The sequence below is a fragment of the Gelidibacter pelagius genome (assembly GCF_017581925.1).
Taxonomy (GTDB): Bacteria; Bacteroidota; Bacteroidia; order Flavobacteriales; family Flavobacteriaceae; genus Gelidibacter; species Gelidibacter pelagius.
In genome coordinates this window covers 278031-302079 of the sequence record NZ_JAGEVG010000001.1, presented here as the reverse complement: position 1 = coordinate 302079, position 24049 = coordinate 278031, and the positions used below count along the sequence as shown (strand labels likewise).

Below are 24049 nucleotides of genomic sequence, written 5' to 3'. Positions count from 1 at the left end.
TTATCGCTTATTCCGTAGATTAGTGTCAAAACGATCCGCGAAAATCTGCGCGATCTGCGGGAAAAAAAACAATCAATGTCCAAACAGCACAAATACGCACTAATCACCGGAGGTTCCAGAGGCATCGGAAAAGCCATCTGCATCCAACTTGCCAAAGATTCAGAATATCATATTCTCATCAATTATAACAGTAATAAAGAAGCCGCACTTCAAACCTTAACCGAAGTGGAAGCTGTTGGCGGATCTGGTCAAATCATACAATTTGATGTCTCCAATATTGAAAATGTTCAGAATGCATTAAATAGTTGGCAAGAACAACAATCTGATGCGATTATTGAAGTTTTGGTAAACAATGCCGGGATTACAAAAGATGGACTTTTTATGTGGATGAAACCTCAGGAATGGAACGACGTCATCAACATCAGTCTCAACGGATTCTTCAATGTGACCAACCATGTAATAGAAAAAATGTTATTAAACCGCTATGGTCGCATCATTAATATGGTGTCTATTTCTGGACTTAAAGGAGTTTCAGGACAGACTAATTATTCGGCTGCTAAAGGTGCTGTTATTGCGGCTACAAAATCATTGGCACAAGAAGTTGCCAAGCGCAATGTCACTGTAAATGCTGTGGCACCTGGTTTTATCAAAACTGACATGACTGAAGATCTGGATGAAGCAAGTCTTAAAAAGATGATCCCTGCGAACCGATTTGGGAATCCTGAAGAAGTAGCACATTTGGTCGCTTTCTTGGCATCAAAAAATGCATCCTATATCACTGGAGAAGTCATTGGCATAACTGGTGGCGTGCACTAAAGCACTTTACAATTTCTTAACCGAAAAATTCGTGTAAATTTGTGGCTTCAATAATGCGCTTAAATCAAAAGCCTAAACTTCGGAATTGCAATGGCAGAATGGGATGGTAAATCGAGGGGAACTGTTTTCGGTTTTAAGGTCTTTGTGTTTTTTATAAAGAACTTCGGAATTAACGCCGCCTACGCATTAATGCATCTTCCTGTGCCCTACTTCTGTTTGTTTTCGGGTAAAAACGTCAGGGGTTTACGGTTGTATTTTAGAAAGAGATTGGGTTATTCGCGTTTTAAAACCATGATCAGCATCTACAAAACGTACTATACATTTGGTCAGACCTTAGTGGATAAAATCGCCATCTCATCCGGTTTAAGAAGTGATTACACCTACGAATTTAACGGGGAAGTCAAAATTTCTGAAGTATTGGAAATGAACAAAGGTGGCATTTTAATCAGTGCGCACATTGGAAATTTTGAGTTGGCGCAGTTCTTTTTTAAGGAACGATTAGCTAAAGATTCCATCAGCATTGTCATTACAGATCAGGATCATGAGGATATTAAAGACTATTTAGGGCAGTTCGTTAAAAAAGAGACCCATTTTATAGTGGTCAATGACGATTTATCCCATATTTTTGAAATTAATGCGGCATTGGCGCAAAACAGAATCATTTGTATTGCCGGAGATCGCTATATGGATAATACGAAATGTCTGGAGGAAACACTTTTGGGCAAGAAAGCAAAATTCCCGTTGGGACCTTTCTATTTGGCAAACCGATTAAATGTGCCTGTATTATTTGTTTATGTCATGCGCGAACCAAAACGTCATTACCATTTATATGCACAATGGATAGATTATAAACAAGGGGATGTAAACGACCTATTAAAAAAATATACCGAAAGCGTAGAACAAATGGTCCATAAATATCCGTTGCAATGGTTCAATTTTTATGATTTTTGGGAGGATAAAAAATGAAAGCATTAGAAATTCCTATTACCGACCTTCATGGTATTAAAAAACTGATTCCACATCGTGAACCGATGATTATGGTCGATTCATTGTTGGAATTTAGTGATGGAGAAGCAACCATAGGCTTCACAATTGCAAAAGATAATCTTTTTGTGAACAATGATGAATTTTCAGAAACAGGCTTGATCGAACACATGGCGCAAGCCGCCGCCTTATATAATGGATTCAAAAATTACGTAAAAGAGCAAAGTGCAAAAGAAGGATTCATCGCTTCCATAAAAAAACTGAATATCCAAAAGTTACCAAAAGTAGACCAAGTGATAACCACCGACGTCTCCATTATTCACGAAATTATGCACATGTCCACGGTTAAACTTTCTACCTTTAGCAATGGTATTGAAATTGCCAACGCCCAAATGAACACTGTTCTGAAAGAAGAGGAATGAAAAAGTCACAACAAGAAAATTCCACATTAAAATTCGCCCATCAAATCAGAGTACGATTTAATGAAGTTGATTCAATGCACGTTGTTTGGCATGGGAATTACGTGAAATATTTTGAGGATGGACGTGAAGCCTTCGGAAGGGAATTTGATTTATCTTATTTAGATGCAAAAAGACACGGTTTTGCAATTCCGATTGTAAAAATGTCCTTAGAATACAAATTACCTTTGCGCTATGGAGAAGTAGCCACCATCGAAACTACTTTTTTAAATTCGCGAGCTGCAAAAATCGTGTTCTCCTATTGTATTAAAAACGAAAACGGTCAAACGGTTTGCACTGGCGAAACCACTCAAGTTTTCACTAATTCTGAAGTTGGAGACATGTCATTAAATCTACCTGAATTTTATAGGGTCTGGAAACAAAAACACGGATTATTGCATGACTAAATGTTACTTGTCATATCATAATATCACCTCGTCATTAGGATTTGATACGCATAACGTTTTCAATCAGCTCAAAAACAAGAAAAGTGGTATCCAACTGGTGGAAGATTCCACCCGATTTTACAAACCGTTTTATGGTGCTGTAATTCCAACCGAAACATTAGAAGCAAAATTTAGAATCTTAGAATCAAAGAATGAATTCACCCGTTTAGAAAAAATGTTGATGCTGTCACTTTCAAAGACAATAAAAGCGTCGGGCATTGACATCAATACTCGCGTCGGACTTATAATTTCTACCACCAAGGGAAATATTGATGTATTAGAAGATCAAAATCACTTTCCGAAAGAACGTGCCTATTTGGGTCAATTAGGGCAAATCATCAAGGATTATTTCCGTTTTAAAAATGATGCCCTCGTGATTTCCAATGCTTGTGTTTCTGGTATTTTATCCGTTGCCATCGCAAAACGTTACCTCCAAGAAGGTATTTATGACCACATCTTTATCATCGCTGGAGACTTAATTTCTGATTTTGTGCTTTCGGGTTTCAACTCGTTTCACGCCATGAGTGACGCTCCTTGTCAACCTTATGATCAAGATCGTACAGGAATTAATTTAGGTGAAGCGGCTGTCAGTGTTTTGGTAACTTCAGACAAAAATCATCTATCTGATGATGCCGTAGAAATCTTGGGAGAAGGGAGTTGCAATGATGCCAATCACATTTCTGGACCCTCCCGCACTGGCGAAGGCTTGTTCAGAAGTATTAAATCGGCATTTAAAGAAGCACATATTACCCCAAATGAAATCGATTATCTTTCAGCGCACGGCACGGCAACATTATTTAATGACGAAATGGAAGCCATTGCTTTTGATAGATTAGGATTAAACCAAACGCCATTAAATAGTTTAAAAGGTTATTTTGGGCATACCTTGGGCGCATCTGGTTTGTTGGAAACCGTTATCGGGATGCAATCTTTACATCAAAATACCTTGATTGCTTCCGCAGGATTTAAAACTTTAGGCGTTTCAAAACCGCTCCAAATTATTACAGAAACAACACCTCAAAAATTACAAACCTTTTTAAAAACAGCATCTGGATTTGGAGGTTGCAATACTGCTGTCCTTTTCAGAAAAGTATCTTAATAATTTATGACCAAAAAAACAATCAGAGCTGCAGATGCCTTATTGGAAGCACAAAAAATAGCTTTCGCACCTTTTATATTTCAATCGTCAGTTACCTTAAAAAAACTGGGGGTATTTGACCTGATCTTTGATAGTCGTGACGAAGGCGGCATTACCATTGATGATCTTTCCAAAAAACTGTCCATCAGTCGCTACGGACTTGGGGTACTTCTCGAGTTTTCTGAAAGTGCGGATATTGTTTATAAATCTGAAAATGGCACCTACGAACTTACCAAAATCGGCTATTTTCTAAATTACGACAAAGCGGTCAATGTCAACCTCAACTTTACACATGATATATGCTATAAAGGGCTATTTCATTTAGATAAAGCTATTAAAACCGGTAAACCATCAGGATTAAAAGAGTTAGGGGAATGGGATACTATTTATGAAGGACTTTCGCAATTAACACCACAAGAGCAACAATCGTGGTTTGAATTTGACCATTATTATTCAGACGGCATTTTTAAAGAAGCTTTAGAACGCGTTTTCAAAAATAAACCGAAACTTTTGTTTGACATTGGTGGAAATACCGGAAAGTTCGCATTACAGTGTTTTAATTATAACGACAATATTCAGGTGAAAATCATCGATTTGCCCGGACAATTAAATAAAGCCTTAAAAAACATTCAAGATGCCGGATTTGAAAATCGCATCAGCGGACATGAGATTAATTGGCTAAAACCCAATCCAGAAATACCAACTGGTGCCGATGTCATTTGGATGAGTCAGTTTTTGGATTGTTTTTCAGAAGATGAAATCCTTAAGATTTTATCCACCTGTGTAACTTCCATGAATGATAGCACAGAATTGATCATCATTGAAACATTTACAGATCGTCAAGAATTCCCCATGTCAAAATTTATTTTGGAAGCCACGTCGTTATATTTTACGGTGATGGCGAATGGCAATAGCAAAATGTATCCGTCTACGGTATTTAAAAGTTTGATACAAAAAGCAGGCTTGACTATTACGGAAGATTTAAAACTTGGAGAATATCACACGATGTTTGTTTGTAAAAAAGATTAAGGTTTTTGGATAAAACATACCACATATCATCCTATTGCCAGATTAAAAACAGCAGCATTTCGCTTGATGGAAAGCTTCTATTTTCGAGTCCCATTCAGGAATTTCAACCATTTATTAAAAGTGCAGCACAGCATCTGAACACCAATTATTCGAAGTTCTACAAAATGGACAATTTGAGCAAACTGGCATTTTTGGCGGCTGATATCCTATTAAAAAACGCAGAATTGGATTCAAATACAGAGCATAATATCGCTATCGTTTTGTCCAACAAAGCGTCCAGTCTCGATACCGATAGAACTTACCAGACATCTATAAGTGATCCTGACAACTTCTTTCCGAGTCCCTCAGTATTTGTATATACCCTACCCAATATTTGTATTGGCGAAATAAGCATCAAACATCAACTACATTCTGAGAATTGTTTTTTTATCTTTGACAGCTTTAATGCTGATCATTTATGGATTAATGCCCAAAGTCTTTTAAGGCAACAAAAAGCAGAGAAAGTCTTGTGCGGTTGGGTTGATTTTGATGATAAAAACTACGAAGCTTTCTTATATTTGGTAGAAGAAAATGGTATTATTGCACATAATCCAAATGAAATTAAGAGATTATTTAAAACATGGCAGACTTAAGACAGGAATTAAAAGAGAAGATTATAGAGCAATTGAATTTGGAAGAGTTCACCGTTGCCGATATTGCAGATGATGATGCACTTTTTGGTGATGGATTAGGATTGGATTCCATTGATGCATTAGAACTTATTGTGATGATGGATAAGGATTACGGCATCCAATTGACGGACCCAAAAGAAGGGAAAGAAATTTTTAAATCCATTGCTGTTCTGGCAGATTATATTACGGATAACAGAGCCAAATAATAATAAATATGGGCGTTGCAATTACCGGAATGGGTATAATTTCTGCAATAGGTCATTCTGTTGAAGAAAACAAGACGTCTTTATTGGCATCAAAAACTGGTATTGGAGATCTACGACATATCCAAACCAATCATTCTCAAGCGATAAAAGTAGGCGAAGTTTCCCTTTCCAACGCAGAATTAACAAGGCAACTACAACTTCCTGAAGTCCATAATTACACCAGGACTGGATTGTTAGGGCTTTTAGCTGCAACAGCGGCACTTGAAAATGCAAACATTCCCGATTGCTCAACTTATAGAACCGGATTTATATCATCCACAACTGTGGGAGGGATGGATATGACCGAAAAATATATCAAGCAATTTGACAAGGATATCACAGCTCAAAAATATATAGCGACTCATCATGCCGGTGATTCTACCCGAAAAATAGCTGATGCTCTCAGAATTCACGGATTGGTCACTACAATTAGCACCGCGTGTTCTTCAGCAGCCAACGCCATAATGCTTGGAACACGTTTGATCAAAGCAGGAAAATTAGATCGCGTTGTTGTTGGGGGCACAGATGCGCTCTCAAAATTTACCATCAACGGATTCAAAACCTTGATGATCCAATCAGACAGTCTTTGTGCACCATTTGATGCCCATCGTAACGGATTGAATTTAGGTGAAGCTGCAGCTTATTTGGTTTTGGAATCTGACGCAGTGGTTCAAAAAGAAAAAAAAGAAGTACTCGCTTACCTTTCTGGTTATGGAAATGCCAATGATGCCTTTCATCAAACAGCATCTTCTGAAAATGGAGAGGGCGCGTTTTTAGCAATGCAAAAAGCATTAAAAACAGCAAAATTGAACCCCAATCAAATCGATTATATCATTGCTCACGGCACCGCAACAACTAACAACGACCTTTCAGAAAGTAGGGCGCTCGAACGTATATTTGATAAACAAATTCCAGATTTCAGCTCTACAAAATCCCTTACAGGTCATACTTTAGCCGCTGCCGGGGTTGTAGAGGCGGTATTTTCTATCTTGGCCCTACAAGAACAGTACATTTTTCCTAATCTCAATTTTAAGACACCAATGCCAGAAACGGGACTCAAACCCATAACTTCAGGAGTTAAAAAAGAGATCCAGCATGTCTTATCCAATTCTTTTGGGTTTGGTGGCAATTGCTCCACGCTTATTTTCTCAAAAGCATGAAAAAAGTCTACATCCATAGCGCCGTAACTATTTCAGCCCAGGACACTTTTGATTCAGATGGGTTTTTGAATGAGATAAAAGGACTATCAGGAAAAACCGTTGCTGCCCGTTATCCAAATTATAAAGATTATATCACTCCAGCCAACTTAAGACGTATGGCTGAAGGTGTGAAAATGGGGGTTTCTGCAGCAAGTAAAGCTTTAAAAGATGCTGAAATAACCCAACCTGACGCTATTATTACAGGAACAGGAATGGGTTGTATCGATGATACTGAGAAGTTTCTGAACGCCATAATTTCCAACGACGAACAATTTCTAACACCTACTGCTTTTATTCAATCCACTCATAATACCGTGGGCGCACAAATAGCTTTGGGCTTGAAGTGTAAAGCCTACAATAACACGTATAGTCAAGCAGCATTATCATTTGAATGGGCATTAATGGATGCGCAATTACTCCTGCAACAAGAAGAAGCAGAAAACGTTCTTGTTGGCGGTTACGAGGAGTTGGGCAAGGAAATCATCAGTTATCGGCGCATGATGGAAGATGCTGACGGTTTAGGAATTCAGGTGCCGTATAGTGAAGGGGCGTCGTTTTTTGTAGTGTCTTCGGAGAAAACAGAACATAGTGTAGAACTGATTGATATGGAGGTTTATAGCTCCATATCAACCGAATCAATTCAGGACAGTTTAAAACAGTTTCTAACAAAAAATGATGTTGATCTTTCCGAGATTGATGTTTTCATAAGTGGTAGAAACGGCGATGTTTTTGACAGCTATTACGACTTAACTGCCGAACTTTTCGAAAATATTACTCAACTTCATTACAAACATCTCAGTGGCGAATTTTACACAGCCTCCCCGTTTGGGTTGTGGGCTGCCTATGAAATTCTGTACCGTCAAGAGATTCCAGAAGCAATGATCTTTAAAGGAGAAATCAAATCTGATAACCATATCATTCTGCTTTACAATCAATTTAAAGGTCGAGATCACAGTTTTATCCTTTTGAAACGATGAGAAATTTCAGAATCCTAATTGTCATTACTATCATCTTGTTTTTGATTTTGGCAATCGTCGATACTGTTGTTGGCATTGCATTATGGTGGTATGGATTACTGTTTTTATCATGGTTTTTGATGATGGCGATAGGATCATTTTCCATGAGCTGGAAATTCTATCTAAACCCAATCACTTCTAATAAAGTCCTTACCGAGAAAAAAATCGCACTTACCTTCGACGACGGACCAAACCCAGAGTTCACCTTACAAGTGCTACAGATTCTGAAAGATTACAATGCGAAAGCAACTTTTTTCTGCCTCGGTCAACATATTGAAACCTATCCAGAAATTTTAAAAGCAATCGCCATTGATGGTCACGACGTCGGTAACCATTCTTTTTCCCACGACTTGATGATCGATTTTAATTCCACAGAAAGATGGTTGCAAGAAATCAAACAAACCGACAATAGCATCCATAAGATCACTGGTAAAAAAACGACGCTCTTTAGACCTCCTTTTGGGGTGACCACTCCCAAATTGGCAAGGGCATTAAAAGTGACTGAACATGAAGTCATCGGTTGGAACATTCGTTCTTTTGATACGGTTATCAGTAATCCGCAGAAGATTCTCAAACGCATTACAAAACGCGTGCATCCCGGAGCGATAATTCTCCTTCACGACAAACAATCAAATGTTTTGTTCGTTTTGGAACATTTATTGCAATTCCTCCAAGAACACGAGTATCAAGCCGTGACCATAAAAGAACTTCTCCATGACAATTAAAAATCACTTCCTCATTTTAGCGTTTACCGTTCTATCTGTTTTCAACGGGATTTCACAAACAAAACTTTCGGCATCAGAACAAACCAAATTCAAAGCGAAAGTTCAAAAAACCGCTCAAAACACACAAACCATAGTCAGTGATTTTGTGCAAACCAAACATATCTCCGTTTTAGATAATGAGATTACTTCGGAAGGAAAACTGGTGTTTAAAGCCCCCGATTTTGTCAAATGGGAATATCTTAAACCCTATCAAAATACCGCGATTTTTAAAGACGACCAACTGCTTGTCAATAACGAAGGAAAACGACAAAACATCGATTTGGGCGCCAATAAAATGTTCAGAAGTCTAAACTCGTTGATTGTTAACAGTATTAAAGGTGATATGTTTGACGAATCACAGTTTGATTTGGAATATTTTAAAGTTGATCAGGGTTATTTGGTGAAATTTGTTCCGAAAGATAAACGGTTAAAAAAATTCATGGCGTCGTTTGAGCTTAAGTTTTCGGGTACAACTACAGAAGTTGATGAGGTCAAACTAATTGAACCCAATGATGATTATACATTGATTACCTTTCAGAACAGAAAATTAAATACGACGGTTTCAAATAGTGCCTTTAAGAACTGAGTTTGAGAAAGATTTACAGGACAAATTATGCTACTAAAAAATTTCTACGAAATTCAATCCTCTAAATCTCTGGAGCAGAATTCATTTGAGACCATTATTGACCTCCAAAAAGAACACCCTATTTTCAACGGTCATTTCCCCAATTTCCCAGTAACTCCAGGAGTTGCCATGTTGCAGATAATTAAAGAACTTACTGAAAATCAGCTCGAACAATCCTTGTTTTTGAAATCGGCATCCAATGTCAAATTCTTATCGTTGGTGGATCCAAATGAAAACTCGATCCTAAAATTCAACATCAGTTTAGAGGAAGATTTTCAGCATGTTAAGGTAAAAAACACCACTTCTTTTCAAGACGGAACGCCAGTATTGAAATGTTATATTACCTTTGACAAACGCTAATTACGTCTCAAATTTATGACGCTCCCTGAAATCCAATCTCAAATAAAATCTTTACGCTGTTGTGTGGTCTTGCCCACTTACAACAACGAGAAGACTTTGGAACGGGTTTTAAACGGTGTTTTACAATACACCAAGGACGTCATTGTCGTCAATGATGGATCAAATGATAGCACACGAGAAATTTTATTAAATTACCCACAAATAATCCAACTCCATCAGCCTCAAAACGTTGGAAAAGGCAATGCTTTGAAAACCGGTTTTAAACATGCCGTTAATTTGGGTTTTGTTTATGCCATAACCTTAGACACTGATGGTCAGCATTTTCCATCGGATATTCCTAATTTTATTGAAGCACTTGTGGCGTCCGAAAACAAAAATATGTTGATTATTGGGGATCGCAACATGAACACTGCCGATGTCTTGGCAAGAAGTGCCAAAGGCAACCGGGTGTCCACCTATTGGATGAAAGCCGCCACGGGACTGAAACTTCAGGATTCACAATCTGGTTTTCGTCTGTATCCTATCAAGGAAATGACCTCCATCAGATTCATGAAGGCCACCAAAAAATTTGAATTTGAGATTGAAGTCATCGTCAAATCCTATTGGGCGGGTATTGATATTGTACACGTACCCATCGAAATACTTTATGACTTAGAGGAGCGGGTCTCACACTTCCGACCGTTTATGGATATTGCACGTATGGTCGTTCTTTATATTTGGTTTCTTCTTGTTAGATTGTTTTATATCACACCGCGCAATTTTTTCAGAAAACTAAAAAAAAAAGGTCTAAAACGATTTTTTTTTGAAGACTTTCTAAGAAATCAGGATTCTCCTAAAAAGAAAGCCTTGTCCATCGCATTAGGTGTTTTTCTGGGCTTGTCGCCACTTTGGGGATTTCATACCGTAATTGTCATTTTCTTGGCTATTTTATTGAGACTCAACAAGCTTATTGCCTTCGCTTTTTCTAATATCAGTTTTCCTCCATTTATTCCTTTTGTGCTTTTATTGAGCTTGCAAACCGGAAATTGGGTATTGGGCATCGAATCCCATTACACTTTGGAAGGCATTCGAGAAAATTTTGATTTGATGCTACATTTGGAGTCCTATCTTGTTGGCAGTTTGGTGCTCTCCACAACTTCTGCTTTGATATTTGGGCTCTTGGGTTATGTGTTTTTTTTAATTATTGACAGTAAAAAAGTGTTGACACATGGCTAAGTTTTTCTACGCTTTATATAACAAGATCCAAAGGCACAAAACGGTTTTTAGGATTGCTTTGATTATAATTTTCGGGACTCTTATTTGGACTGCTTCCACCATTAAGTTTGATGAAGACATCTCCAAATTAATCCCGAGCAATTCAGAAAACAAACAATTACAAAAAGTCTTAAAGACCGCACAATTTACCGATAAAATCATCGTCAATATTGAAAAAGAAAAAAACGGAACGACAGATGACTTGACCGAATATGCCTCTCAACTTTTAGATTCTCTTTCTACACACTCAAGTTCATTTATAAAAGACATTCAAGGAAAAATTGAAGATGAAACCATTTTTGAAACCATGGATTTCGTTTATAACAATGTCCCATTATTTTTAAATACTAAGGATTATAGCAGCATTTCAAATAAATTACAGCCCGATTCCATTGCGAAAATCACAGAGAGCAATTATAAAACCCTGATTTCACCTTCTGGGATTGTTTCCAAACAAACCATCATAAAGGATCCGCTGGGCATCTCATTAATGGCTCTAAAACATTTACAGCAGTTGGGTGTTTCAGATGATTTCACCATAAATGATGGTTTTTTGGTCAGCAAAGATGGGCGACATTTACTCCTATTTATAACGCCTACATATCCAAGTAATAACACCACGGACAATGCGAAGTTTTCCGAACAACTCTATAAGTTCCAAGACGATCTGAATAGCGTTTTTAAAGACAAAGCACAAAGTTCCTATTTTGGTGGAACGCTGATTGCGGTGGCCAATGCCCAACAAATCAAAAACGACATTCAGATTACCGTAACCATTGCCATGGTTTTACTGATGACGCTTTTCATTGTGTTCTATAAAAAATTGACCATCCCTATTATTCTCTTTGTACCGACTCTTTTTGGCGGACTTTTAGCCATCTCTGTTTTATCAGTGATCCGATCTGAAATCTCTGCAATTTCGCTGGGAATTGGTGCCGTACTTTTAGGCGTTACATTGGATTACTCGTTGCACATCCTGACCCACATCAGAAATAACGAAACGGCAAAAGAACTTTTTTATGGTGTTTCAAAACCGATTTTAATGAGTGGCCTGACAACCGCATTGGCATTTTTATGTTTATTGTTTGTCGATTCACCTGCACTTCAAGATTTAGGCGTTTTTGCGGCCATCTGTGTTATGGGTGCGTCTGTTTTTGCTTTGGTGTTTATTCCTCAGGTTTATAAAGGAAGTTTTATTAAGAATAAGAAACGCTCTATAGTTGATAAAATAGCATCGTACGATTTTCATAGAAATAAAATCCTAATTGCCAGCATTGCCGCTCTTCTTATTTTAAGTGGATTTAGCTACCAACGCGTGACTTTTAACCAGGATATTTCCAATTTAAATTTTCAACCTGAAGCGATCAAATCTGCGGAAGCGAAACTGGACACCCTGATCAATATTTCATCCAAGTCATTATACGTTATCGTCTTTGGAACTAACGACCAAGACGTATTGGAAACCAACGATGCTATTTTCAATCAACTTCAAGATTTGGAAACAGAAAACAAGATCATCAATTACAATTCGGTTGGCGCTTTGGTCGGTTCGGATAGAAAACAAAAAGAATCTATCCGTATTTGGGATCAGTTTTGGACTGCAGAACTAAAATCGCAAACCCAATCTGAATTAATTGAAAACGGAAGTAAATTCGGGTTTAAACCCACCACATTTCAAGAATTCTACGCGCTTTTAAATCACGAATTTCAACCTTTATCGATTGAGGATTACAGAAAAATCAATGTGATCCCGATTTCCGATTTTATTGCCGAAGACGAAAATTTCATGACCATCACCTCTGTTGTCAATGTTAAAGACGAGCATATTGATGTGATTAAAAACACCTTTAAAAATTCGGAAAACACACTTGTTATTGATCGTCAAGCGATAAATGAAACATTGTTGGGACATCTTAAAAACGATTTTAACAAATTGTTGGTCTATTGTGTTATTGTCGTGGTGCTATTGTTGCTCCTATTTTACCAAAACTTCAGATTGACTTTGGTGACGATCCTTCCTATTATCATAACCTGGTTTATTACTATTGGTATCATGGGACTGTTTCATCTGGAATTTAATATTTTCAACATCATCATTTCCAGCTTTATTTTTGGATTGGGAGTCGATTATAGTATTTTTATGACCAACGGAATGCGGTCAGGAAAATCATCCATGGCTACACATAAAACCTCCATTATTTTGTCTGTTTTAACCACCATCTTGGGCGTTGGGGTATTGATTTTCGCCAAGCATCCAGCACTACATTCTTTAGCGACCATTTCTATTATTGGAATTCTTACAGCCATGTTTATTTCGTTTGTATTGCAGCCGATATTGTATAATTTATTAATTTCTAAAAACTCAACTGAAAAAAGATCTCCCGCAGATTAACGCAGACATAAGTTTGAGAAAACCATCTGCGGAAATCAGCGTCATCTGCGGGAAACAAAATCAGCGGGAAACAAAAAACTCTGCGGAATATTTCGCATATTATCATCAAAGTGAATGACAGGATTCTACGGAAATCCGCGAAATCCGCGGGAAAAAAACAGCGGGAAATAATCCGAAAAACTTTAAGTAATTTGTCAACCAAAAGCCTTCATTATGGGAACCATCAAAACATCACCAATTAACAGAGTAAAATCCATCAGCAAGGAAGACTTTATCAACAACTATTTCAAGCCACAAAAGCCGGTATTAATCGAGGATCTTACGAAGGATTGGCCCGCTTATGAAAAATGGAATTTAGATTATATCCAAAGTTTGGCAGGAGATCAAATTGTGCCTTTATACAATAATGAGCCCACCAAAGGCCGTCAAAACTCCGTCGTTCCAGCAAAAAAAATGAAGTTGTACGATTATATCGAAATCTTAAAAACACAACCTACAGATTTGCGGATGTTTTTTTATAACGTACTTCAAAAAATGCCACAGTTACTCAACGACTTCAGTTATCCTGACATCGGATTGCAATTTTTCAAAAAATTACCCGTCATGTTTTTTGGGGGTAAAGGCTCCAAAGTTCTGGCGCACTATGATATGGATTTGGCAGATTTAGTGCATTTTCATTTCCATGGCCATAAAAAAGTGACACTTTTTGCTCCAGATCAAGCGAAGCATCTCTATAAGGTTCCATTTACAGTCCACAATTTGGAAACGATTGATATGGACCAGCCCGATTTTGAAAAATATCCAGCTTTACAATTGGCAGTAGGCATTTCTGTTGAGATGAAACATGGCGATGCCCTGTATATGCCAAGTGGCTATTGGCATTATATCACCTACTTGGATGGCGGCTTTTCCATCACTCTACGTGCCTTTCCAAGAAAAGTGGGGCGCTTGGCCAAACTGTTTTCTAATATTGTTTTTATGCGGACTTTTGAAAATTTAATGCGACGGACCATCGGTCAAGGTTGGGTAGATTATAAAGAAAACCGAATGGTGAAACGCATGAACAGAAATTATAAAAAGAATCATCCGGATGCATAACAGGCATCACATAGCGACCTTAATTTTTAGTAGTTTATTAATTTTAACTCTCAGTTCCTGTGGGATTAAAAAATCGCTTCATACCTTACCGGATCTCAGCAGCTATAATGCTGAAATTCCAGAGCGCACAATAATAAATGATTCCACATATTTTGTTGGGAATAATTTTCTGACTAAAAACAAACAAGGCCTTTGGGAACTCTATGTGGAAGGCGATCCATTGGTACGTGGCTTAATTTCCGGACGTTTATCTCAAGAATTGATGTATGAACAAGAGGCTGTTTTTTTGAATAAAATAAAAAGTTTGGTGCCATCAGAAGGGCAACAAAAATTCCTCAGAAAATTCCTGTCTTGGTACAACCGAAAGATGTACAAACATGTCCCCGAGGAATATCAATCTGAACTTTATGGGATTTCGCAATATATGTCGGAAGATTATGATGCCATTGCTCCCCCCTATTTAAGGGCTTTATATCTTCATGGCGCCCATGATATTGCTCATGCCCTGAAAGATCTCGCCTTGGTTGGCTGCACCTCCTTTGCCGCTTGGGATGAAAAAACGGAGGACGGCGGACTTTTAATCGGCAGAAACTTCGACTTTTATGCTGGCGATGCTTTCGCAGAAAACAAAGTGGTCTCCTTCATTAACCCAGACGAAGGTTACAAGTTCATGTCCATTTCTTGGAGCGGGTTTATAGGAGTCGTTTCTGGAATGAATGAAAAAGGGTTGACCGTGACCATTAACGCAGGAAAATCCAAAATCCCATGGATTGCTAAAACACCAATCTCCATCGTAACGCGAGAGATTTTACAATATGCCTCCAACATTGAAGAAGCCATTGCCATCGCCAAAAAGCGCGAAGTTTTTGTATCAGAGGCCATTATGGTGGGTAGCGCAATCGACCATAAAGCAGTTTTGATAGAAGTATCGCCTAAGGATTTTGGTGTTTATGATATCGAAAATTCAGATGAATTAATTTGTGCCAACCATTTCCAAAGTGATACCTATAAAAAAGACCGTCGAAATAAAAAGACCATTCAAAATAGCCATTCGCAATACCGATATGATCGGATGGCACAATTGATTTCAGAAAAAGATAAAATCAATCCGGAGAAAGCGGTTTCAATATTAAGAAACACAGAAGGATTAGACGACAAGGCAATTGGCTATGGTAATGAAAAGGCTTTAAATCAACTCTTGGCACATCATGGCATTATTTTCAAGCCTGAAGAATTAAAAGTTTGGGTGTCCGCCAATCCGTATCAATTGGGTGAATTTGTGGCTTATGATTTAAATACGGTTTTCAATGACAGATCAGAAAATCCCTCGGCAGTAACCATTTCATATCAAGATTTGAACATTCCAGAAGATCCTTTTTTATATACAGAAGCTTATAAAAATTACGAAGTCTATCGAACTTTAGAAGCTAAAGTAGAACATGCCTTGAACGCGAAAGAAAAACTCGACGATGGGATTGTTGAGAATTTGTCAGAATTGAACCCGAATTATTGGAAAGCCTATTATCTTGCAGGACTTTATTTTTACAATCATAAAGACTATAATAAAGCATTCAAAAACTTTGAAATAGCTTCCAGCAAGGAAATAACAACCCGGCCTGACGCAGAAAAAGTTGCTAAATACCTTAGAAAATCCAAAAGAAAATCAAGATGATTCCTGACATAGAAACCAAATCTGCAGCAGAAATAAAATCGTTTCAGGAAGCTAAACTCAAAATCGCCCTGAACTATCTTTCAGAGCATTCTCCTTTTTATAAACGGCATTTTGATGAGCACCAGATTACAGTTTCAGAAATTAAAACGCTTGAGGATCTGACAAAAATTTCCGTGACCACTAAAGATGACCTCCAACAATTTAATGATGATTTCATCTGCGTGCCAAAATCCAAAATCATTGATTATGTAACCACTTCCGGAACTTTGGGAGATCCCGTGACCTTCGCCCTTACTGACGCCGATTTGGAGCGTTTGGCTTATAACGAAGCCATTTCTTTTGCTTGTGCAGGTGTCACTTCAAGTGATGTATTACAATTAATGACCACCATAGACCGTCGCTTTATGGCAGGCTTGGCCTATTTTTTAGGGGTCAGAAAATTAGGAGCCAGCATTATTAGAGTCGGTGCTGGGGTTCCAGAATTGCAATGGGATTCCATTATAAAGTTCAAACCCACCTACCTCATCGTTGTGCCATCGTTTTTGTTGAAACTGATCGAATATGCCCAACAGCATGACATCGATTTAAATGCTTCAGGCATTAAAGGCGCCATTTGCATTGGAGAGTCTTTCAGAAACGACGATTTCTCCCTAAATACTTTAGGCGAAAAAATCACAGAACGTTGGCAAATCGATTTGTATTCGACTTATGCCTCCACTGAAATGAGCACGGCCTTTACCGAGTGCAAAGCACAGCAAGGTGGCCATCTCCATCCTGAGCTCATCATTGCCGAGCTTTTAGACGATCATAATCAACCGGTAAAAGAAGGCGAAATCGGTGAACTCACCATCACCACCTTAGGAATTGAAGCCATGCCGTTATTGCGTTTTAAAACGGGTGATATGATGAAGGCCCACACCCAGCCCTGTTCCTGCGGAAGAACGACGTTGCGACTGGGGCCAATTGCGGGAAGAAAGAAACAAATGATCAAATATAAGGGCACCACTTTATATCCACCAGCCATGGAAAACATTCTCAATAACTTCAACACTTTGGAATGTTTCGTTATTGAAATCAGCCATAATGCGATTGGAACAGATGAAATTTTGATCAGAATTGCCTCAGCGAACCCAACGGATCAGTTATTAGGTCAAATAAAAGATCATTTTAGAGCCAAATTACGGGTCACTCCCATGATAGAATGGACGGATAAAAACGTGATCGACACCTTGCGTTTTCCTAAATTAAGTCGAAAACCCATTCTCGTCATTGATAAACGGAAATAATGGTCTATTTTTATAGGTATCATGACACAAAAAAACATTATTTTAAAAAGAGAACATAAAAAGCCCATCCTTTGGGATGCGTTTTTCAACGCAACGGATACCCAAAAGCCTTTGGTCATATTTTGTCATGGGTACAAAGGTTTTAAAGATTGGGGCGCATGGGATTTAGTCGCAGAAGCTTTTGCCAAAGCGAATTTGTTTTTTGTGAAATTCAACTTTTCGCATAATGGTGGGACGATGGATCAACCCATCGATTTCCCGGATTTGGAAGCTTTTGCGGAAAATAACTACTCAAAAGAACTCGAAGATTTGGATGATCTTATCAAATTTCTGCATTCTACATCCAATCCTTTTCAGGCTGAAATCAATCCCAACAAACTCATTATTATTGGACATTCCCGCGGCGGCGGCATTGCCACCATTAAAGCATCAGAAGACAAAAGAATCACCCAATTGATTACTTGGGCAAGTGTGAGCGATTTTGGAAGAAGAACAGCAACTTCTGGGGAACTCGAACAATGGAAAAAAGACGGTGTTAAATACGTGCTTAACGGCAGAACTAAACAACAAATGCCGCATAATTATCAGTTTTACGAAGATTTTAAAGCGAACGAGGCACGCTTAAACATAGAACAAGCGGTTAAAAAGCTCAACATCCCACACCTGATCATCCACGCAAAAGAAGATCCTTCGGTCAAATACAGTGAAGCTGAAGACTTACACACCTGGAGTCCTAAAAGCATCCTATTTCCTATAGAAAAAAGCGACCATGTTTTTGGAGCATCACACCCTTGGCAAGACAGTACGCTTCCAAAACCATTAAAGACGGTCGTTCAAAAAAGTATTGAATTCATCAATTGAATAAACTTCAATACTCCATGAGATTTCATTTATAAACATTGCAGTCAACAATTATTTCAAATGGGTACGCCCATGTTTGAAACAATTTATAATATGCACACATCCCGGAATCTCTACAGTTTTAAGTAAGGATTCTCTAATTAAGATGCTATATTTTCTATGATAACAAATATTTTGAAGCTCCCAACCAACAAGATTTTGATGTTTTTGTCAGTTCTTGCCCTTTCAGCTTGCGCCACTTATAATCCACAATCTAAAATTCCTGCAAAGGATAACAGTTCTACAAAAAAACCGATTCATACATTTTTTGTTGCTGGTGGTTTGGGAACTGCAGAGCCGAGCTCCAATCCTGATCTTCAAAAACTTCTTAAGTCATATTTAGACAAAGCCAGCAACGAAAGCACCTTGCTTTACACTGGCGATAACCTTGCAAAAAAGGCTGATAAAAGCACAAGGAAGTCGTATATAAATGCCCAAATCGAAATCGCCAAAGATTTTAAGGGCAAGACCGTTTTCATTCCTGGACATCACGAATGGAGCAGTAAAAACACCTCAGAGATCGAATGGGTAGAAGACTACCTAAAAGACAATAACATCACAAACTTTGAAGTACAGCCAACAAATGTATGTCCATTAGAGTATGTTGAAGTCAATGAAACACTCGATATTCTTTATGTAGATTCCAACTGGTTCTCCATCAATTGGGATCATATTGAAGGCATGAATAAAAAATGTACCGATATTAATACCAAGCGCAGATTCAATGAAGAGTTTGAAGGATATATAAAAGATTCAAGAGGGAAAAATCTACTGATTGTGATGCATCATCCAATTTTCAGTAATGGTAAATATGCAGGAAATAACACGTTTTTAGAAAGTATAACGCCATTGCCAATAGTAGGGAATATTGTTCATGAAGTTATTGATTTGGGAGGTTTTTCAAGACAAAGACTCAAATCCCATCGGTATAATTACTTGCGGACTGTCATCAGCTCCTTGGTGCAGGACAATGAGCGTGTGACTATTGTATCAGGACATGAGGAAAGCTTACAATACCTTGCCAGTGAGAACATTCGTCAAATTATTAGTGGTTCATTGGGTGGTCGAACAGGGACCAAAATGTCTAAGGGCACCATCGCCAATATTGGGGGTTCATTAGATTTTGATGGCAAATTCACTTATGGCGAAAAAGGATTTGCTATTATCAACTACTATCAAGATGGCACTTCGGACGTCAAGTTTGTTACTGAGGAAGACACGTTCTCCTTTGAACTCAACGACAAATTTCCTGAAATAGAGAATGAATATCCAATTCCAACATTTTCTGAGCCTACAAAAACACTGGCTATTACGACAGATAAGGACAAGCTCGATAAGTCAGGATTTTATAAATTTATATGGGGAGAACGCTATCGCAGTTATTTTGGGAAACCCGTTACTGCAGATATTGGCATACTGGACACTTTATACTCTGGAATGAAAATCACCAAACAAGGCGGTGGACATCAATCCTTTTCGGCACGACTTGAAGATGAAGTAGGCAGAGAATATGCCATGAGAGGCCTACAGAAAGATGCGCTCAAGTTCTTGCGTTTTAAGGTTCCCGGAATTGCCTATGTGGAAGAAGATTTTGAAGGAACTTTTGTCGAAACAATGATTTATGATTTTTTCAGCACCACACATCCGTATATGCAATTGGTCATTGATCCGTTGGCAAAATCAGCTGGTATCAATCATGCCAACACCCAATTGTACTATTTGCCAAAGCAACCTGGTTTCAAAATGTTGGGAGATGATTACGGCGACCAATTGTATTTTATTGAGGAGCGCCCAATGGACAAACAAAAAGACTTTGAGGGTTACAACCGAGCAAATCCGAAAGAAAAGGGAGAAGCTGTCAATTTTGAAAGCACCACAGATGTTCTCGAAAAATTGAACGAAGATGAAAAATACACCATTGATCAACGCGCCTACATTCGCGCGCGATTATTTGATATGCTCATTGGCGATTGGGATCGTCATGAAGATCAATGGCGTTGGATAGAATATGAAATCAGCGATGACGATATACGATTTATTCCAATTCCAAGAGACAGAGATGCGGCCTTTTCCAAATTTGATGGCGTGGCCATTCCAATTATTAAAATGCTAATGCCTGATGTCAGGTTTTGGCAATCTTATGATACGGATATAAAAAATGTAAAATGGTTTAACGGTGAGGGCAATAATTTGGACGTTGCATTTTTGAACAAGCACGATGCATCGGTTTGGGTGGAAGAAGCCAAAATAATCCAATCGGGCATGACTGACGAGGTGATTGACCAAGCTTTCCAACGTTTGCCTACTGAAGTCCAAGATGAAGCATCTGAAGACATCAAAAACAAACTCAAAGGCCGATTGAAAAACCTTGATGCGATTGCCAAACGCTATGGCGACAGAATGCAACAAATTGTGGTGATCCACGGCACCAACAAAGATGATAAAATAGAAATTACGCGATTGCCACAAGGCAAAACCAAAGTCGTTTTGAAACGACTAAAGACCGATGCTCCAAACCCTATATTCTTTGAACGTACTTTTGATAGAGAAGCCACAAAAGAACTCTGGATTTACGGTTTAAATGATGACGACATATTTGAAGTTTCTGGTGAAGGCGATCGTGAAATCATGTTACGCCTAGTTGGTGGCCATGGCGATGATGTGTTTGAGATCAACAATCGCAAAAAATTGAAAGTGTACGATTGGAAACATGAAAAAGCGGAGTTTACAGATAAAACACCGGCAAAACATTTTACACCTCTTTATGAAACCAACACCTTCATTTATCGTGAGTTTAAAGAGAACAGTAATGTATTTTTTCCTAATTTAGGATTTAAAACAGACGAAGGCGTATTTTTCGGAGCGAAAGATACTTATACCAACCATGGTTTTAATGGTGAGGATTTTAGATACAAGCACACGCTTTCAGCCAATTATTTTTTCAATTTTGGTGCTGTAGAAGTTGAATATGCAGGCATTTTTGCCAATATCATCCCAAATTGGAATTTTGAAGCTATTGGTTATTATGCCAGCTCCCAATTTGCCAGTAACTTTTTTGGCTATGGTAATGATTCTGAATATGATGAAGATGCTGTAGGCAAAGATTTTAACAGAGCACGAATCAAACAAATTAAATTAAGAAGTGGAATTGCTTATCGAAGCATCCATTTTCATGCTCTTTTTGAGAACTATAGTGTGGAGGAAGATCAAGATCGATTCTTTAATACCGACAATTTTGGAGAAGACGTTTTCGAAACTCAAAATTACGTGGGGGCTGAGGCAGACATATTGTATGAAAACGTTGATGCCATGGACTTTCCAACCCGTGGGCTTTATTTTAAAGCAGTGCTTGGGTACAAGAAAAACTTAAAATTGGATAATAACCAATTCGGATATGCTGCCTTCAAATTAGGCTTTGACAAGAAATTAGTTCATTCCGGAGATTTGGTTTTGGGCTCAAAAGCCGAGATTAGAACCAATTTTGGAGATGATTATTTATTCTATCATGCTCAGTCTATAGGAGGTGACACTGGTTTAAGAGGATATAGAAATAATAGATTTGCAGGTAAAACATCCTTTTATCAGAGTACAGATCTTAAATGGCGCTTAAAACGTTACGTCACTGCAGTAACTCCAATAACCATTGGCGTGTTTGGTGGATTTGATTATGGTCGTGTGTGGTTGTCTGAAGATGCGTCAAACACATGGCACAATTCCTTTGGCGGAGGGTTCTGGATAGGCAGTTTAAATGCGTTTTCAGTGAATGCAGGTTATTTTGTATCAGATGAAGATGCCATCATACAGGTAGGCTTAGGTTTTGGTTTTTAATTAATTTGTTGAAATATATGTTGCTATGAGTTTTGAAATCATCCTTGTATTCATCATTCTTGGAGTAACTATCCTACTCTTTGCAACAGAAGCTTTGCCGATAGATAAGATTGCATTCTTGATCATCGTAGCACTTGTTTTATCTGGCTTGACCTCTCCAGAGGAGGCCATTAGTGGTTTTTCAAGTTCGGCCACCATTACTATCCTCATGCTCATGATTTTGGCCATTGGTCTCGAAGACAATGGCGTGATTGATCTTTTGACCCAATCCATCAAGAAATTGAAAATTTTACCCATGGTATTGATGGTTCCCGTTTTCATGTTGATATCGGCATCTATTTCGTCATTTATAAGCACTACGGCAGTTGTAGTCATTTTCATAAAGATTATAGCCCAACTTTCAGAAAAGTATAATTTCTCTGCTCCAAAATTATTGATGCCTATTTCCTTTGCAGGTATTTTAGGGGGTAGCTGTACCTTAATGGGAACGTCCACGAATCTCTTGGTGAATTCGGTCGCCCAAAAATTAGGTGCAGAACAGTTTTCATTCTTTGAATTTACCTTCTATGGCGTGATCCTATTAGCGGTCGGCATTGTGTTTATGACCTTTGCGAGCCGATGGTTACCAAAATCCAATAATAATGATCTTACTGAAACATTAGTTGACAATACGTTCATGTTCTCGCTGACCGTAAAACCAGAGTCTAAACTTATTGGCACGCCAATTTCGGATGCTAAATTTTATAAAAACCCAGATATCCGTGTGCTAAAATTGATTCGCAATGATATTGTCAATGATAATCCTGGGCCTAATACCACATTAAGAGTTCATGATAAATTAGTGGTTTTAAGTGATGTCAAAGCTTACGCGTCCATCTCGAAAGAAGATTTTAGACTTACTGCTGAGAATGAATTGGCCCTTCCGGAAGATCTTGATCCAGATCATGAAAAGGATACCAAAAAAAGCGCTTACAGCTATGTGGAATTATTGATTCTTCCCGGATCGGAGTTTATTGACAAATCCTTTTCTGAAATTAAAAATTTGCTCTTTAATGTCGCAAGACCTTTGGGAATACAGAACAGAAGACAATTCCAAAAGGGAATGCGTTTAAATCTTCCAAAAATTATTAAAAACACCAATTTACAAGCTGGAGACAAACTGCTTTTAAAAGCAAAAGAAGAGGAAATTAAACATCTCTATTCTATAAACAATACTATTGTACTAATGCATCATGAGGAAGATTATAATATCAATCCTTATAAAAGAATCATAAGTTTATTGTCATTAATTATGGTAGTTGGCTTGGCAGCAAGTGGTTTGCTATCCATCCTATCAAGTGCTTTGTCTGGAGTTGGATTACTCTTAATAACAAACTGCATCAACTTATCGAAGATTTACAAAAAGGTGAACTGGCAGATCATTTTTTTATTGGCGGGCATGATTCCGTTAGGGATTGCCATGCACAACTCCAAAACAGATATTTGGATCACTGAGGTTCTACTCAATTTCCTCACAGGTCAGAATAACATTATTATTTTAGGTGTTCTCTTTGCGATTACCATGATCCTAAGTGGTTTTATATCCAACAATGCCACTGCAGTCATCATAACCCCAATAGCCATCACGCTTGCTGCTGGATTGGATTTACCTGCAAAGCCATTTATTCTTGCGGTCATGTTTGCTGCCAATTTTAGCTTTTTTACGCCAATGGGATACCAGACCAACACCTTAATTTATGGAACTGGGGTCTATAAATTCAGACACTTCCTAATTATAGGAGGATTATTGTCAATTATCTTGTTAGTTGTAGGCACGCTTCTATTATCTACAATGCTCAATGGTCTATGATTTCAACATTTTAGTTCCA

At 38.1% G+C, this 24049-nt stretch carries 21 protein-coding genes; all 21 read left to right on the top strand.

Translation table 11 applies throughout. From position 1 onward, the window contains the following. Positions 1-75: 75 nt before the first annotated feature. The 21 genes from fabG (at position 76) to J4051_RS01180 (ending at position 24030) form a co-directional block, all read left to right on the top strand. A complete protein-coding gene (gene fabG, locus J4051_RS01280) occupies positions 76-816 on the top strand; it encodes a 3-oxoacyl-ACP reductase FabG (RefSeq protein WP_208231796.1) in 741 nt (246 codons plus the stop codon). A 90-nt stretch (positions 817-906) separates the two neighbouring features. Beyond that, positions 907-1782 (top strand): LpxL/LpxP family acyltransferase, encoded by an 876-nt coding sequence (locus J4051_RS01275; protein WP_208231795.1) that lies wholly within the window; start codon positions 907-909, stop codon positions 1780-1782. Continuing rightward, positions 1779-2222, top strand: coding sequence for a hypothetical protein (locus tag J4051_RS01270; protein ID WP_208231794.1), 444 nt, complete (start codon positions 1779-1781; stop codon positions 2220-2222). Before J4051_RS01275 ends, J4051_RS01270 begins: the two co-directional genes overlap by 4 nt. Next, positions 2219-2665: an acyl-CoA thioesterase gene (locus J4051_RS01265; RefSeq protein WP_208231793.1), complete on the top strand. Its 447-nt coding sequence runs from the start codon at positions 2219-2221 to the stop codon at positions 2663-2665. Before J4051_RS01270 ends, J4051_RS01265 begins: the two co-directional genes overlap by 4 nt. After that, positions 2658-3803, top strand: a complete 1146-nt coding sequence (locus J4051_RS01260) for a beta-ketoacyl synthase N-terminal-like domain-containing protein (RefSeq protein ID WP_208231792.1) — start codon at positions 2658-2660, stop codon at positions 3801-3803. The genes J4051_RS01265 and J4051_RS01260 overlap by 8 nt, the downstream gene beginning before the upstream one ends. 6 nt (positions 3804-3809) lie before the next feature. Next, positions 3810-4871 carry a methyltransferase gene (locus tag J4051_RS01255; protein ID WP_208231791.1) on the top strand — a complete coding sequence of 354 codons (1062 nt, stop codon included), beginning with the start codon at positions 3810-3812 and terminating at the stop codon, positions 4869-4871. Between the two features lie 5 nt (positions 4872-4876). Further along, positions 4877-5503 (top strand): 3-oxoacyl-ACP synthase, encoded by a 627-nt coding sequence (locus tag J4051_RS01250; protein WP_208231790.1) that lies wholly within the window; start codon positions 4877-4879, stop codon positions 5501-5503. Further along, entirely contained in the window at positions 5491-5748 is a 258-nt protein-coding gene (locus J4051_RS01245) for a phosphopantetheine-binding protein (RefSeq protein WP_208231789.1), read from the top strand. Before J4051_RS01250 ends, J4051_RS01245 begins: the two co-directional genes overlap by 13 nt. 2 nt (positions 5749-5750) lie before the next feature. Continuing rightward, positions 5751-6947: a beta-ketoacyl-[acyl-carrier-protein] synthase family protein gene (locus J4051_RS01240; RefSeq protein WP_208231962.1), complete on the top strand. Its 1197-nt coding sequence runs from the start codon at positions 5751-5753 to the stop codon at positions 6945-6947. After that, entirely contained in the window at positions 6944-7963 is a 1020-nt protein-coding gene (locus tag J4051_RS01235; RefSeq protein WP_208231788.1) for a beta-ketoacyl synthase chain length factor, read from the top strand. The genes J4051_RS01240 and J4051_RS01235 overlap by 4 nt, the downstream gene beginning before the upstream one ends. After that, positions 7960-8727 (top strand): polysaccharide deacetylase family protein, encoded by a 768-nt coding sequence (locus J4051_RS01230; RefSeq protein ID WP_208231787.1) that lies wholly within the window; start codon positions 7960-7962, stop codon positions 8725-8727. Before J4051_RS01235 ends, J4051_RS01230 begins: the two co-directional genes overlap by 4 nt. After that, positions 8717-9352, top strand: coding sequence for an outer membrane lipoprotein carrier protein LolA (locus tag J4051_RS01225; RefSeq protein WP_208231786.1), 636 nt, complete (start codon positions 8717-8719; stop codon positions 9350-9352). The genes J4051_RS01230 and J4051_RS01225 overlap by 11 nt, the downstream gene beginning before the upstream one ends. A gap of 27 nt (positions 9353-9379) precedes the next feature. After that, positions 9380-9751, top strand: coding sequence for a 3-hydroxyacyl-ACP dehydratase (locus tag J4051_RS01220; RefSeq protein WP_208231785.1), 372 nt, complete (start codon positions 9380-9382; stop codon positions 9749-9751). A 15-nt stretch (positions 9752-9766) separates the two neighbouring features. Beyond that, positions 9767-10966 carry a DUF2062 domain-containing protein gene (locus J4051_RS01215; RefSeq protein ID WP_208231784.1) on the top strand — a complete coding sequence of 400 codons (1200 nt, stop codon included), beginning with the start codon at positions 9767-9769 and terminating at the stop codon, positions 10964-10966. Continuing rightward, complete coding sequence (locus J4051_RS01210; RefSeq protein ID WP_208231783.1) at positions 10959-13397, top strand: MMPL family transporter; 2439 nt, start codon at positions 10959-10961, stop codon at positions 13395-13397. The genes J4051_RS01215 and J4051_RS01210 overlap by 8 nt, the downstream gene beginning before the upstream one ends. A 213-nt stretch (positions 13398-13610) precedes the next feature. Continuing rightward, a complete protein-coding gene (locus tag J4051_RS01205; RefSeq protein ID WP_208231782.1) occupies positions 13611-14495 on the top strand; it encodes a cupin-like domain-containing protein in 885 nt (294 codons plus the stop codon). Further along, positions 14488-16167 (top strand): C45 family autoproteolytic acyltransferase/hydolase, encoded by a 1680-nt coding sequence (locus J4051_RS01200; RefSeq protein ID WP_208231781.1) that lies wholly within the window; start codon positions 14488-14490, stop codon positions 16165-16167. The genes J4051_RS01205 and J4051_RS01200 overlap by 8 nt, the downstream gene beginning before the upstream one ends. Continuing rightward, positions 16164-17453 (top strand): phenylacetate--CoA ligase family protein, encoded by a 1290-nt coding sequence (locus J4051_RS01195; protein WP_208231780.1) that lies wholly within the window; start codon positions 16164-16166, stop codon positions 17451-17453. The genes J4051_RS01200 and J4051_RS01195 overlap by 4 nt, the downstream gene beginning before the upstream one ends. 21 nt (positions 17454-17474) lie before the next feature. Next, a complete protein-coding gene (locus tag J4051_RS01190; protein WP_208231779.1) occupies positions 17475-18314 on the top strand; it encodes an alpha/beta hydrolase family protein in 840 nt (279 codons plus the stop codon). Between the two features lie 159 nt (positions 18315-18473). Beyond that, positions 18474-22181 (top strand): ShlB/FhaC/HecB family hemolysin secretion/activation protein, encoded by a 3708-nt coding sequence (locus tag J4051_RS01185; RefSeq protein WP_236027143.1) that lies wholly within the window; start codon positions 18474-18476, stop codon positions 22179-22181. Between the two features lie 25 nt (positions 22182-22206). Further along, positions 22207-24030, top strand: coding sequence for an SLC13 family permease (locus tag J4051_RS01180; protein ID WP_208231778.1), 1824 nt, complete (start codon positions 22207-22209; stop codon positions 24028-24030). Positions 24031-24049: the final 19 nt, after the last annotated feature.